The following is a 14,254-nucleotide window of genomic DNA, read 5'->3' on the forward strand; positions in this document are numbered from 1 at the left end:
AGTTTTCAATTTCAAAATGGGAAAGTTCTTGACTTTCTTTAACGCAGATATCTAATGTTTTACTGCTAATGTCGATACCAATAATAAAGTTTTTCATAAATTTGTTATTAAGTGAAACAGAATAGAGAAATCATCAGTTACTTAACTCCTTAATAATGGGCTTTAAATCCCGAATTTCTATTTGAGTATTTGATGAGCAGAGAAGTAAAAGTCTAAATCAGGACACGAGAATAAAATCTCAGAGCGCATGTCATAGTTTACTTTTACTTCTTTTCTCTTTCTAAATTTAATTAAAATTCCTTAATGCAAATCTAAAGGAGCCTGTCGAAGTGGGGGTCTGTTGAATTGTATTTTGATAATGAAAATATAAAGTGTAGTAGGTCTTCGACAAGCTCAGACTGGTCTTCGACAAGCTCAGACTGACAAGGTGGGTTAAATATAAAAAATGCTGTTTAAAAACCTAAATGTCACACTGAGCCTGTCGAAGTGGGGCTGTAAAATAGTAAAAAGCTGATTAAAAACCTTGATGTCACACTGATTTCTATGACAAAACCAAAGGATTTTTATAAAATTCTTGATTTTTGATAACGGCAAAAATACGATGAATAATTTTGTTTCTTACAGCATTCAATACTAGCATTTTATTTTTGCCTTCATTTACTTTTCTAAGGTAATAAACTCTTAAATCATTGTTAAGTCTAATGGCGCTCATAGCACCTAAATGCAATACAGCTTTGGTTGGTTTATCTGCAAACATTGACACCCTAGGCTTTCTATAAACCGAAGTTCCTGATTGATATTCAAAAGGAACCACTCCAGTATAGCAGGCCATCTTTCTTGGATCTGTTATTTTAGTAAAACCCTCAGTTTTAGCAATCATTGTCCAAGTTAATATCTTTCCTACACCTGGCACACTGCTAATTAATTTGGCTTGTTGTTTTAGGATAGAGTCTTCATTTATTATAGTCTGAATTTTTTGTTCAATCAATTTTATTTGCTTGACAATTTGGTCTATAAATTGTTTGTTTAGTTTGGCTAATTCTTTGTCAAGGCCAACATCTTTCATTAGTTTATAATCGTGTTGTTGTTTTAATAGACGTCTTTTCATTTTTATTCTAGAAGTACGTTCTGTTATGAATATTTTTAGCTTTTTAATAGCTTTAGGCGTGGGCTTCCAAAGCGTTAAATCTTCTTTGTTTTTTTCAGTAAATAAACAGATTCTATACGCATCTGTTTTATCATCTTTACCCCTAACTAAGCCTAAACTTTTAGATAAATGCAAAGGGTTCAATACATATATTTTAAAATTAAATTTCGGTAAAACTTCAAATAAATTCCAGTTATATCTCCCAGTGTTTTCCATAGCCACTATAACTTGATTTTCTTTATATACACGAAAGAATTTAAGAATAGCTTTTTGTGAGTTTTCAATTTCAAAATGGGAAAGTTCTTGACTTTCTTTAACGCAGATATCTAATGTTTTACTGCTAATGTCGATACCAATAATAAAGTTTTTCATAAATTTGTTATTAAGTGAAACAGAATAGAGAAATCATCAGTTACTTAACTCCTTAATAATGGGCTTTAAATCCCGAATTTCTATTTGAGTATTTGATGAGCAGAGAAGTAAAAGTCTAAATCAGGACACGAGAATAAAATCTCAGAGCGCATGTCATAGTTTACTTTTACTTCTTTTCTCTTTCTAAATTTAATTAAAATTCCTTAATGCAAATCTAAAGGAGCCTGTCGAAGTGGGGTCTTTCGAAGTGTATTCTGATAATGAAAATATAAAGTGTTACAGGTCTTCGACAGGCTCAGACTGACATTGAAAAGGAAATATACAAGTCTTCGGCAAGCTCAGGCTGACAAGGTGGGTTAAATAGAAAAATACTCATTATAACTTAAATGTCACACTGAGCTTGTCGAAGTGGGGCCTTGTATAGGTGAGCTTTGATAATGAAAATATAAAGGGTAGTAGGTCTTCGACAAGCTCAGACTGACAGTGAAAAGGAAATATACAAGTCTTCGACAGGCTTAGACTGACAGGTGGGTAAAATAGAAAAATACTCATTATAACTTAAATGTCACACTGAGCTTGTCGAAGTGGGACCTTGTATAGGTGAGCTTTGATAATGAAAATATAAAGTGTAGTAGGTCTTCGACAGGCTCAGACTGACAGTAAAAAGGAAATATACAAGTCTTCGGCAAGCTCAGGCTGACAAGGTGGGTTAAATATAAAAAATGCTGATTAAAAACCTTGATGTCACACTGAGCTTGTCGAAGTGGGGGTCTTTCAAAGTGTATTTTGATAATGAAAATATAAAGTGTAGTAGGTCTTCGACAGGCTCATACTGACAGTGAAATGGAGATATATAAGTCTTCGATAAGCTCATACTGACAGTGTTAAAGTAAATGAAAATAAATAAATTTTAGAAGTCTAAAACTTATTACGTAAAATCAAAAATGCTATGAAACAATATTATGTATACATTGTTAAATGTAAAGACAAATCATATTATACAGGGGTTACAAATTCATTAGAAAGAAGAATTCAAGAGCATAATTCAGGGAAAAGTAGCACTGCTTATACCTATAATAAAAGACCAGTTGAATTAGTTTGGTATGAAGAATTTTCTAATATAGATGAGGCAATTTCAATTGAAAAGCAAATTAAGGGTTGGTCTAGGAGAAAAAAAGAAGCTATCATAAATGATAATTGGGAAAAGTTAGTCGAATATTCAAAGAACTATACGCAATATGGGAAGTCTTCGACAGACACAGACCGGTCTTCGACAGGCTCAGACTGACAGGTGGGTAAATAGAAAAAAGCTGCTTAAAAACCTTGATGTCACACTGAGCTTGTCGAAGTGGGGGTATGTTGAAGTGTATTTTGATAATGAAAATATAAAGTGTAGTAGGTCTTCGACAAGCTCAGACTGACAGTAAAATGGAAATATACAGGTCTTCGACAAGCTCAGACTGACAGTAAAAAGGAGATGTTTAGGTCTTTGACAAGCTCATACTGACATTGAAATGGAAATATACAAGTCTTCGACAAGCTCAGACTGACAGTGAAAAGGAAATATACAAGTCTTCGACAGGCTCAGACTGACAGTAAAATGGAAATATACAAGTCTTCGACAGGCTCAGACTGACAGGTAGTTTAAATAGAAAAATGCTGATTAAAAACCTTGATGTCACACTGAGCCTGTCGAAGTGGAAGCCTGTCGAAGTGGAGTCTTTTAAAGTAGAGGTCTATTGAAGTGAAGCCTTTGAAGTAGTAGTCATCTCAGTGCATTCCCTTTACGTCTCTTTATTCTTTTAACAAATAAACTACCCTTAGATTTTTTCACTTCCCTAAAAATATATACTTTTAAAAACTGATAGAAAATTATCATGAATAAAAGGAAAATAGCCGTAGTTATAACAGCCAGACCTTCTTATAGTAGAATTAAAACGGTCTTAACAGCACTAAAAAACAATCCAAAAACAGAATTGCAATTGGTAGTTGCAGCATCTGCTTTATTGGATAGATATGGATCTGCAGTAAATTATATTGAAAGAGATGGTTTTAATATTGCAGCTAAGGTATTTAATGTCTTGGAAGGTGAAAATTTAACAGCTGCAGCAAAAACTACAGGTATAGGTATTTTGGAATTATCAACAGTTTTTGATAATTTAAAACCAGATATAGTGGTAACCATAGCAGATCGATTTGAAACTATGGCAACAGCCATTGCAGCTTCTTATATGAATATTCCTTTGGCGCATATCCAAGGTGGGGAAGTGACAGGGAACATAGATGAAAAGGTGAGACATGCCATTACAAAATTGGCAGATTATCATTTTGTAGCTTCTAAAGGTGCTGAAGCACGTGTTATAAAATTAGGTGAAAACCCAGAAATGGTATTTAATACAGGTTGCCCTTCTATTGATATTGCAAATGAAGTTTCAAAATTATCGAATTTGCAATTTGATCCATATCTAAAATATGGTGGTGTTGGTGCAAAACCATCATTAACCAATGGTTATGTGGTTGTAATGCAACATCCTGTAACTACTGAATATAAAGATTCTCGTAAACATATAGAGCTTACCTTAAATGCGATTGCTCAATTAAAGTTGCCAACACTTTGGTTTTGGCCCAATGTTGATGCAGGTTCTGATGGTACCTCAACGGGGATTCGTTCGTTTAGAGAACAACATCAATTACCTCATGTGCATTTTTTTAAAAACATGGAAGGATTTGATTTTTTAAACTTGTTACAGCATAGTCAATGTTTAATTGGTAATTCAAGTGTAGGGATTAGAGAATGTGCCTATTTAGGAATACCCGTAATAAACATTGGATCTAGGCAGCATAACCGAGAACAAGGAGGTAATGTAAAAAATGTAGGTTATAGTCAATCTGAAATTGAAACAGCTATAAACGAAGCAATATCAAATGGTAAATGCAAGGCTTCAACTGTTTATGGGAAGGGTGATTCTGGGATCAAAATTGCAAATTTATTAGAACGTATACCTTTACAATTTCATAAAACAATTACATATTAATGAGGGTTTTAGGTATTATACCAGCACGAGGAGGTTCTAAAGGTGTTCCAAGAAAAAATATAAAAATGCTAGATGGCTTACCCTTATTGGCATATTCAATTCAAGCAGCAAAAGAAAGTAAATTAATAACACATTTTGTTGTAGCTTCAGAAGATGATGAAATTTTAACGATAGCAAAATCGTTTATCAGCCCAGTTTTCAAAAGAATTGAAAGTAATTCGTTAGATGATTCACCTGTTACAGATGTGGTTAAAGAAGTAATAAATGATATAAATGATAACTACGATTTGGTTTTATTATTACAGCCTACAGCTCCAATTAGAACAGGGCATGATATAGATAATGTAATTTCTTTATTTAAAAATGATGATTCATTAAACAATGTGGTATCGGTAGTGGAGTTGCAAGATATCCATCCAGCTCGTATGTATACGCTTAATAATAGTAATCAAATGTTTTCATTAGAAAAGGAAAATGAAACAAAAAGAAGGCAAGATTTAGCTAAAGTATATTTGAGAAATGGAAGTATTTATGCTGTAAAAACATCCTTTTTTTTAAAAACGGGCCTATTGATGGGAGCTTCTAAAAAAGCATATATTATGCCAGAATCTCATTGGTTGAACATAGATACAGAGCGAGATTTTTTGTTGGCTGAAGGGATGATTAAAATGTGGAAAAATGGAAAGTTATAGTGCTAATTTTAAAAAACTGAAAGCCTGTATTTCGGGGATAGATAAGCTAGCTAAGGATGCAGAGCAGCAACTTAAAAGTATTGCAATCGTAAATTATGTACAACTTACAACTGAATTAGAATTAGTCGATTGTTTAAAGCAATGTGATATTTTTTGGTTTAGATTAAATCACAAACTAACCCGAAGCATTTTAAAAGGCGTAAAATGTAAATATATTCTTTGTGCTGTTACTGGATTAGATCATATTGATATTAAATCTTGTGAAGAATTTGGAATAAAGGTAATAAGTTTAAAAAATGAATTTGAATTTTTAAGAGAGATTAGAGCAACAGCTGAACATACTTTTGGATTGATGTTGGCTTTAATAAGAAAATCCAAATCTGCTTTTAAACATGTTGAATCTGGTTTGTGGAATAGATATTTATTTGAAGGCACAGAATTATATGAAAAAAAAATAGGTATTTTAGGGTTTGGTAGGTTGGGTGAGATTGTTGCTAATTATGCTTTCGCATTTGGAATGGAAGTTTATTATTATGATATAATTCATAAAACTACCAATAGTAGTTTTATGAAATGCGAATCTGCAGAGGAATTATTTTCAATTGTTGATGTTTTATCTATTCATTTACCTTACAACGAGCAGACACACTTTATGGTTAATAAGCGTTTATTAAATTATATGAAACCAGGATGTTTTTTAATAAATACTTCAAGAGGTGGGTTGGTAAATGAAGATGAATTAGCTTTAATGATTAAAAAAAGAAAAATAGGAGGCTACGCCACAGATGTTTTATATGGAGAGCCTACGATTGAGAATCATCCATTGGTGCATTTATCGAAAACACATGAAAATGTTTTAATCACACCACATATTGGAGGAAATACTTATGAATCCATTGAAAGGACTGAAAATTTTGTTGCTCAAAAATTGTTAAATATAATTCTGAATTAAGATGAAAATAGGGATTGTAATAGCGGATGGTGTAGGTTATCGAAATTTTATATTGAGTGATTTTATTAAAGAGTTGAAATCAAATGGTAATGAAATTATAATATATTCGGGTTTAATAAAAGATGTTTATAAAAAAGAATTATTAAATGGAATTTCATTTAGAGAATTAGAAATTTATAAAGAATCAAAAATAAGTTGGATTTTTAGAAAATTAAAAGAGGTTGCTCACTTGCAATTACATAAGAAATCTTTTGGAATTCGTTCGAGTTTAACAAATGGCTACCCTAAAAAATGGACTGGTTTAAAAGGAAGTCTAACTAAAGTTATTTATAAAATTACAACTTATTTAAATAGTGAGTTTTGGATACTTATTTTTGAAAAGTCACAATTTATTTCGTTAAAATACAGTGATGTAGTTGCTAAATATAAAAGATATTTGAATGAGGATAAACCTGATTTTTTATTTTTCACACATCAACGCCCTTATAATCTAGCTCCATTTTTAGGTGCAGCAGAAAGTTGTAAAATAAAAACAGGTACATTTATTTTTAGTTGGGATAATTTACCATCAAAAGGAAGGATGCTAGGTAGTTTCGATAATTACTTTGTTTGGAGTGATTTAATGAAACACGAATTACTTTATTATTATAGCAAAATCAGCAATCGACAAATTCATGTAATTGGTACGCCTCAATTTGAACCCTATGTAATGGATATATATTTTACAGATAAAGCATATTTTGTGCAAAGGTTTAATTTGGATGCAACTAAAAAAACAATTTATTATAGTTGTGGGGATGTTTCAACTAGTAAATTAGATCCTTATTATATTGATTGTATTGCTAATTTTATTCAAAATAATAAAATTGTAGAACCAGTTAATTTTGTAGTTAGAACATCGCCAGCTGAAGATGGGAGTAGATTTGAAGCATTACAAAAAAAGTTCGACTTTATTCAATGGAATATTCCTAAATGGCCATTAACACGAACTAATCATACAGAAACATGGTCGCAACGGGTGCCTGACAAACAAGATGTTACTGATTTAAGAGCATTATTAGCTTATTCAGATCTAAACATAAATATGTGTTCTACTATGAGCTTAGATTTCATGTTATTTGATAAACCAGTTATAAACGCTGTTTTTGGAAATGTTCAAAATGGAATGTACAATGATCAAAAATATTTAAATTATGACCATTATAAAAGAGTTGTAGAAAGTGGTGCTGTTGTAATTGCTAAAACACCTGAGGAACTGATAGAAGCAATAAATTCAGAACTTAATAACCCTAAGCAAAGAACAAAACAACGTAAAGAATTGATTGATTTACAGATAAGCAAAGAATTGAATGGTACGAGTAAACGGATTGTACAAACATTAGCTCAATTGAATGCATAAAGATAAAACCATCGCCATAGTTTGCAATTATGCCTTAAATCCCAATAGAATTGGCGGGATGGATCGTTTTTTTGTTGCTTATGATAAAAAATTGAAAGAATTAGGTTATCAAGTACACTGGTATTTTAGTAGCTATAAAGAACCAATACAATTCTTTGAAGGTTTAACAATATTTAGTGCTGAATCCAGTTCGGTAGAATCCTTTTTTATAAATAATTTGAATGAAAAAAATAGATCGTACAATATACTGGTGACTCATTTTATAGCTTTGTGTACGTCATTTTTTAAAGAAGCAAAAAAAAATGGTATCCAAAAAACAATCGCTGTAGATCATAATCCTAGGCCATTAGTAGGTTTTTCATTAAAAAAAAGAATGAAAAATAAACTAAAAGGAATTATTTATAGTAAGTATATAGACCTATTTGTAGGTGTTTCGGTGTACACTAAAAAATGCATTTTAAAAGATTATGGTTTCTTTTTAAATAAAAAAACTATGGTTATTTATAATGGCATTGATACTTCAGTTTTTAAAAAAAGAACACAAGAACATAAAAATAAGTTTATAGTAACTTCACATTTACGTTATTCTAAAGGTATACAGGATTTGTTAATCGCTGTTTCACAGTTGCCAAGTAATATTAAAAATACAATTCAAATAGATGTTTTTGGAGAAGGACCTTATGAAAATGAATTAAAATCAATATGCACTCAATTAAATTTAACAAGTAGTATCCATTTTAAAGGAAGTTCAGCCAATTTAAATGTATTGTTTGCTAATTATAGCTATATGATTCAACCTACGTATATGGAATGTTTTAGTTTGTCTATTTTAGAAAGCTTAGCGTCAAATGTACCTGTTATTACGACAACTGTAGGTGGGAATTTGGAAGTGATAACACATAACAAAAATGGTTTTATTTTTGAGCCAGGGAATGTTAATGAATTAAAAGTACTTTTAGAAAGAATTATATTGGGCGAATTAAAAATTTCTAATGAAACAAATTTTTTAATTGAAAGTGAATTCAATTTAGAAAAAATGGTTGATAATCATTTAATATATATACAATGAAAATAGCCTTCTTAACACCTGAATATCCTCATTTAGCAATGGGTAAATCTGGAGGTATTGGAACAAGTATAAAAAACTTAGCTTCGAGTTTAATAGCAGAAGGTTGCAAGGTTGTTATTTTAGTGTATGGTCAAACAAAAGATGCTGTTTTTTTTGATGGTAAGATTGAAGTACATCAAATTAAAAATAAAAAATTCAAAGGACTGTCTTGGTGGTTGACACGTAAAAAGATAGCAAACAAAATAAACGAATTGTATCAAAATAAAGCAATAGATCTAGTGGAAGCACCAGATTGGACAGGGATTACCTCTTTTATTCAACCTAAAGTGTGTCCCGTTATTTTAAAATTACATGGTTCTGATACTTATTTTTGCCATTTAGATGGTCGAAAAGTAAAATGGATCAACAAGTTTCATGAAAAAAGAGCTTTGAAAAAGGCAAATGGCCTCATCTCTGTAAGTCAGTTTACGGCCAATGTAACCAATACCATTTTTAATGTATCAAAGGATTTTACGATTATTCCCAATAGCATAGATATAACACTGTTTAATGAAAATATAAAGACTGAAGTTAAAGTACATACGATTCTATACTATGGAACTTTGATTCGTAAAAAAGGATTACTCGAATTGCCGTTGATATTTAATGAATTGATACAATTAAACCCTAAAGCGCAATTGGTTTTAGTAGGAAACGATTCAAGTGACATTGTCACAGGAAGTTCGTCAACTTGGGAGTTAATGCAACCTTTATTTACTACAGAAGCATTAAAAAAAGTAACTTATGTAGGTGCTGTACCCTATGAATCCATAAAACAACATGTTGAAGACGCTGCTGTTTGTGTATTTCCTACCTTCGCTGAAGCCTTACCTGTTTCATGGATTGAGGCAATGGCGCTAAAAAAAGGAATTGTTGCATCAAATATAGGTTGGGCAAACGAAGTGATTGATGATGGTATAAATGGGTATCTTGTTCATCCAACAAATCATAAAGTGTATGCTCAAAAAATTCATAAATTGTTAAATGAAGAACAATTAAGAACTCAATTTGGGAAAGAGGCACGGTTAAAAGTAGAAAGGTTTTTTTCACAAGAAGTGGTTGCAAAGCAGAGCTTAGAATTTTATAAAAGAATGATTAAATGAATAATTTAAAAAAACACATCACCAAGTCAGGAGAAATTGTATTGTATGCAGGAACACCAGATTTGGAAAAAATAGAAAATTTAGTTTTAGGAGCAGGTGATGTTTGGCATAGTTCATTAGACCAGGGTTTTACCAATGCTTTTGAAGATATTATATATCAAACAGCTGTTTATTGGTGGTTTTTAAATGATTTTGAAGAACAAGAAGAGGTTATCTCTTGGAGAGTTAACAGTGCTAATTTTGTGGTAAGAGCATCTGTTTGGGAGCAAATGGGAGGTTTTGATGAGATGTATGAATCGGATACAATGAGAGGTCTTGACTTTGGTTATGCATTATTGCGTTTAAAGTTTGGTGTTCCAATGTATGTAAAAGGTTTGTTTAATGCTAAAAACAATCAAGTTTCAATATCTAATAATGATAGGTATTTATTTTATAGAAAACATGTAAAACCACATCATAGTATTTATATGTTGTACAGAAAAGGCTTGAAAAATATATTTTCTGAATACAAAGCTTATCAGTATGCAAAAAAACATTTTACAATTAAAGCATCCAAAGTTATTTCTATCAGAAAATTGAATGAAATTAAAGGGAGTCCAACAGTTAGCTTGGTAATACCAACAATGAAAAGGCAAGCTTATAGTCAATTATTGTTAGAAGATCATAAAAATCAAACATATCAAATAACGCAAGCTGTTATTGTTGATGCAACACCAGAAAGTGAAAGAGATCCAAAGTATTATCAACAAAAAGATTTTAGTTTTAAAATTGATGTGAAATGGCAAACTACAAAAGGAAGTTGTAGAGCAAGAAATGAAGCGTTAGCATTATGTACAGGCGATTATATTATTTTTGCAGATGACGATATTCGAATTCAACCTAATTTTGTGGAAAATCATATTCGATTATTACAAACATACAATGCAGATGCCTGTAATGGATTGGATATTATGGCGGAAAATGTGTATCAAAATTTAGATGATTTAGAAAACAGACTAACTAAGTTAGGTGGTAAAAGATGGCGTGTTGGAGTAGCACAGTCATTTAGCAATGCCAATTCTTGTGTAAAAAGAGAATGGGTAAATAAAATTGGATATAATGATGTTAATTTCGATGGAGGTTATGGAGAGGATAGTGATTATGGATTACGTTTATTAAAAAATGGAGCTATAGTTTTACACAATCCTTTTTCTGCAAATTTACATTTAAAACCTCCAGTAGGGGGCTATAGATGGTGGGGGAGTCAAGCTAGTATTTTGGGTAAAAAAAGAAAACAACAACCATGGGAATTAGACAATCCAGTTAAATATTTCAAACCTGTACCAAGTCCAACAATTACCTACGGAATTTTAAAACATTTCAAACCGTATCAAATTTCAGAATGGCGAAATAAACATTTTTTCATATATCTTTTTAAAGCACCTAAAAAGGAATTGTTACTTCGTTTTTTTAAATATCCGTACAAACAAATCCAATTTAGTAAATCTATGCAATATGCAAAAGGTTTAATAGGGATAGGTGAACGTTATAAATAAATTGTTATGAAATTTAGTCTCGTCATTTGTACTTACCAACGTCCAAAAGCATTGATAACTTTACTGGATTCAGTTGAGAAACAAACCTTGTATCCCAATGAAATAATTATTGTGGATGGCTCTTTAGATGCTGCTTCCAAAATGGCATTAGACAATAAAACCTTCAAAAATCTAAGTTATTATTTAGTTTCAGATGCGCATAGAGGCTTAACCAAACAACGTAATTTCGGAATTTCAAAAGTAGCAAAAGAGAGTGAAATAGTTTGTTTTTTAGATGATGATACTATTTTAGAGAACAATTATTTTGAAGAATTGATTAATACTTATCATAATTATCCAGAAGCATTGGCTATTGGAGGTTATATTGGTAATGAAGTAGGTTGGGAGCAGTCGAATAGAGCATTGACTAAAAGTGAATATGGTTTTGATGGATATATTCGTAAGGAAGGAAGTCGGTTTGTATTGCGTAAACAATTGGGATTGGTTGATAAAACCAAACCTGGTTTTATGCCTAAATTCTCCAATGGGCGTTCAGTTTCTTATTTACCACCTTCAGGAAAAATATATGAAGTTGAACAACTAATGGGAGGTGTTGCCTCTTATCGAAAGGAAGTATTTCAAAAACTACAATTTTCAACTTATTTTGAAGGTTATGGCTTGTATGAAGATGCTGATTTTTCTTTAAGAGTAGCAAAAGAAGGTAAGTTATATATAAATACAGCAGCACAGTTAGAACACCATCATGAGCCAAGTGGAAGACCCAATCAATATCAATATGGAAAAATGGTGGTACGCAATGGCTGGTATGTTTGGAATGTAAAATATCCCAAGCCTTCTTTGAATGCTAGATTTAAATGGAATGCCATTGTATTGTTGTTAATAGGCATACGGTTTACCAATATTTTCACTACAAATAAAAGAAAAGAAGCATTTACGGAAGCTTCAGGTAGATTGCTAGGGTGGTTTTCATTATTTTTGAATAAACCGAAAGTAGAAAAATAATTATGTTAGTTTTCACGCTCACCCTTTAGGGTTGGGGTCAAAGCGTGAAAACGTATAGCATTTGCAAAAGCAAAAAAACTTCAATTAGTTTAGGGATAAAAGCTTAAAACATGATTGTATATTGCTATTTAGTTTTATTTTTGACTCAATAAGTAATTTTGAAACAATGAAATTCACCATCATCACACATGCCGAACATAAAATTCATGAGCAAGAACTCTTTGCTTACGAACCTTATGTAAAAGAAATGAATTTATGGTTGAAATATGTCGATGAGGTGAAGGTTGTAGCTCCCTTTTCGAAGAAAGAATTGACCTCTATTGAATCTAAATACAACCGTCATTCCGCACTTGATGCGGAATCTCATGATATAGAGAAGAGTTTAAAAAGTCTTCGACAAGCTCAGACTGACAACACTCAACGTCACCCTGAGCCTGAAGAACGTCATTCCGCACCTGATGCGGAATCTCATGATTTTGAAGTCAATGATGAGATACTGAAATCGAAGATTCACGAACACAGCATTAAAAAAAGATTGGTGAGTAATCAAGTTCAGCATGACGAAACGCAATGTCACCCTATGTCTGTCTCAGCCAACCGTCATTCCGCACCTGATGCGGAATCTCATGATATAGAGAAAAATGTAAAAAGTCCTCGACAAGCTCAGACTGACAACACTCAATGTCACCCTGAGCCTGTCGAAGGGTCTCATGATATGAAAAGCAATGATGAGCTGCTGAAATCGAAGATTCACGAACACAGCATTAAAAAAAGATTGGTGAGTAATCAAGTTCAGCATGACGAAACGCAATGTCACCCTATGTCTGTCTCAGCCAACCGTCATTCCGCACCTGATGCGGAATCTCATGATATAGAGAAAAATGTAAAAAGTCCTCGACAAGCTCAGACTGACAACACTCAATGTCACCCTGAGCCTGTCGAAGGGTCTCATGATATGAAAAGCAATGATGAGCTGCTGAAATCGAAGATTCACGAACACAGCATTAAAAAAAGATTGGTGAGTAATCAAGTTCAGCATGACGAAACGCAATGTCACCCTATGTCTGTCTCAGCCAACCGTCATTCCGCACCTGATGCGGAATCTCATGATATAGAGAAAAATGTAAAAAGTCCTCGACAAGCTCAGACTGACAACACTCAATGTCACCCTGAGCCTGTCGAAGGGTCTCATGATATGAAAAGCAATGATGAGCTGCTGAAATCGAAGATTCACGAACACAGCATTAAAAAAAGATTGGTGAGTAATCAAGTTCAGCATGACGAAACGCAATGTCACCCTATGTCTGTCTCAGCCAACCGTCATTCCGCACCTGATGCGGAATCTCATGATATAGAGAAAAATGTAAAAAGTCCTCGACAAGCTCAGACTGACAACACTCAATGTCACCCTGAGCCTGTCGAAGGGTCTCATGATATGAAAAGCAATGATGAGCTGCTGAAATCGAAGATTCACGAACACAGCATTAAAAAAAGATTGGTGAGTAATCAAGTTCAGCATGACGAAACGCAATGTCACCCTATGTCTGTCTCAGCCAACCGTCATTCCGCACCTGATGCGGAATCTCATGATATAGAGAAAAATGTAAAAAGTCCTCGACAAGCTCAGACTGACAACACTCAATGTCACCCTGAGCCTGTCGAAGGGTCTCATGATATGAAAAGCAATGATGAGCTGCTGAAATCGAAGATTCACGAACACAGCATTAAAAAAAGATTGGTGAGTAATCAAGTTCAGCATGACGAAACGCAATGTCACCCTATGTCTGTCTCAGCCAACCGTCATTCCGCACCTGATGCGGAATCTCATGATATAGAGAAAAATGTAAAAAGTCCTCGACAAGCTCAGACTGACAACACTCAATGTCACCCTGAGCCTGTCGAAGGGTCT

Annotated in this window: 11 protein-coding genes; 10 read left to right on the forward strand and 1 reads right to left on the reverse strand. The window is 32.7% G+C overall.

Features of this window, described 5'->3' with window-relative positions; all coding sequences use genetic code 11:
- Positions 1-541: 541 nt before the first annotated feature.
- On the reverse strand, positions 542-1,519 hold the full coding sequence (locus tag EC396_RS10840; protein ID WP_129366718.1) for an IS110 family transposase: 978 nt from the start codon (positions 1,517-1,519) through the stop codon (positions 542-544).
- Between the two features lie 949 nt (positions 1,520-2,468).
- On the opposite strand from EC396_RS10840, the gene EC396_RS10845 reads away from it, so the two are divergent.
- From EC396_RS10845 to EC396_RS10890, 10 genes are all read left to right on the forward strand, one after another.
- Positions 2,469-2,807 (forward strand): GIY-YIG nuclease family protein, encoded by a 339-nt coding sequence (locus EC396_RS10845; protein WP_129366719.1) that lies wholly within the window; start codon positions 2,469-2,471, stop codon positions 2,805-2,807.
- Between the two features lie 589 nt (positions 2,808-3,396).
- Entirely contained in the window at positions 3,397-4,554 is a 1,158-nt protein-coding gene (gene neuC / locus EC396_RS10850) for a UDP-N-acetylglucosamine 2-epimerase (protein WP_129366720.1), read from the forward strand.
- Positions 4,554-5,246 (forward strand): cytidylyltransferase domain-containing protein, encoded by a 693-nt coding sequence (locus tag EC396_RS10855; RefSeq protein WP_129366721.1) that lies wholly within the window; start codon positions 4,554-4,556, stop codon positions 5,244-5,246. Before neuC ends, EC396_RS10855 begins: the two co-directional genes overlap by 1 nt.
- A complete protein-coding gene (locus EC396_RS10860; protein WP_129366722.1) occupies positions 5,233-6,198 on the forward strand; it encodes a D-isomer specific 2-hydroxyacid dehydrogenase family protein in 966 nt (321 codons plus the stop codon). The genes EC396_RS10855 and EC396_RS10860 overlap by 14 nt, the downstream gene beginning before the upstream one ends.
- 1 nt (position 6,199) lies before the next feature.
- Entirely contained in the window at positions 6,200-7,597 is a 1,398-nt protein-coding gene (locus EC396_RS10865; RefSeq protein ID WP_129366723.1) for a CDP-glycerol glycerophosphotransferase family protein, read from the forward strand.
- Entirely contained in the window at positions 7,590-8,666 is a 1,077-nt protein-coding gene (locus EC396_RS10870; protein WP_129366724.1) for a glycosyltransferase family 4 protein, read from the forward strand. The genes EC396_RS10865 and EC396_RS10870 overlap by 8 nt, the downstream gene beginning before the upstream one ends.
- Positions 8,663-9,808, forward strand: a complete 1,146-nt coding sequence (locus tag EC396_RS10875; protein WP_129366725.1) for a glycosyltransferase family 4 protein — start codon at positions 8,663-8,665, stop codon at positions 9,806-9,808. Before EC396_RS10870 ends, EC396_RS10875 begins: the two co-directional genes overlap by 4 nt.
- Positions 9,805-11,343, forward strand: coding sequence for a glycosyltransferase family 2 protein (locus EC396_RS10880; RefSeq protein WP_129366726.1), 1,539 nt, complete (start codon positions 9,805-9,807; stop codon positions 11,341-11,343). The genes EC396_RS10875 and EC396_RS10880 overlap by 4 nt, the downstream gene beginning before the upstream one ends.
- Before the next feature lie 6 nt (positions 11,344-11,349).
- The gene (locus tag EC396_RS10885) at positions 11,350-12,345 is read left to right on the forward strand and encodes a glycosyltransferase family 2 protein (RefSeq protein WP_129366727.1); all 996 of its coding nucleotides are present in this window, start codon (positions 11,350-11,352) and stop codon (positions 12,343-12,345) included.
- A gap of 259 nt (positions 12,346-12,604) precedes the next feature.
- Positions 12,605-14,254 (forward strand): hypothetical protein (locus EC396_RS10890; protein ID WP_164975249.1); only part of this gene is annotated, 1,650 nt, incomplete at its 3' end.

This window comes from Lutibacter sp. HS1-25 (assembly GCF_004121075.1).
In the GTDB taxonomy this organism is placed as follows: Bacteria; Bacteroidota; Bacteroidia; order Flavobacteriales; family Flavobacteriaceae; genus Lutibacter.

Coding starts and splice junctions, on each gene's coding strand:
- EC396_RS10865 (WP_129366723.1), top strand. CDS start 6,200: ATGAAAATAGGGATTGTAATAGCGGATGGTGTAGGTTATCGAAATTTT.
- EC396_RS10845 (WP_129366719.1), top strand. CDS start 2,469: ATGAAACAATATTATGTATACATTGTTAAATGTAAAGACAAATCATAT.
- EC396_RS10855 (WP_129366721.1), top strand. CDS start 4,554: ATGAGGGTTTTAGGTATTATACCAGCACGAGGAGGTTCTAAAGGTGTT.
- EC396_RS10875 (WP_129366725.1), top strand. CDS start 8,663: ATGAAAATAGCCTTCTTAACACCTGAATATCCTCATTTAGCAATGGGT.
- EC396_RS10840 (WP_129366718.1), bottom strand. CDS start 1,519: ATGAAAAACTTTATTATTGGTATCGACATTAGCAGTAAAACATTAGAT.
- EC396_RS10880 (WP_129366726.1), top strand. CDS start 9,805: ATGAATAATTTAAAAAAACACATCACCAAGTCAGGAGAAATTGTATTG.
- neuC (WP_129366720.1), top strand. CDS start 3,397: ATGAATAAAAGGAAAATAGCCGTAGTTATAACAGCCAGACCTTCTTAT.
- EC396_RS10870 (WP_129366724.1), top strand. CDS start 7,590: ATGCATAAAGATAAAACCATCGCCATAGTTTGCAATTATGCCTTAAAT.
- EC396_RS10885 (WP_129366727.1), top strand. CDS start 11,350: ATGAAATTTAGTCTCGTCATTTGTACTTACCAACGTCCAAAAGCATTG.
- EC396_RS10860 (WP_129366722.1), top strand. CDS start 5,233: ATGGAAAGTTATAGTGCTAATTTTAAAAAACTGAAAGCCTGTATTTCG.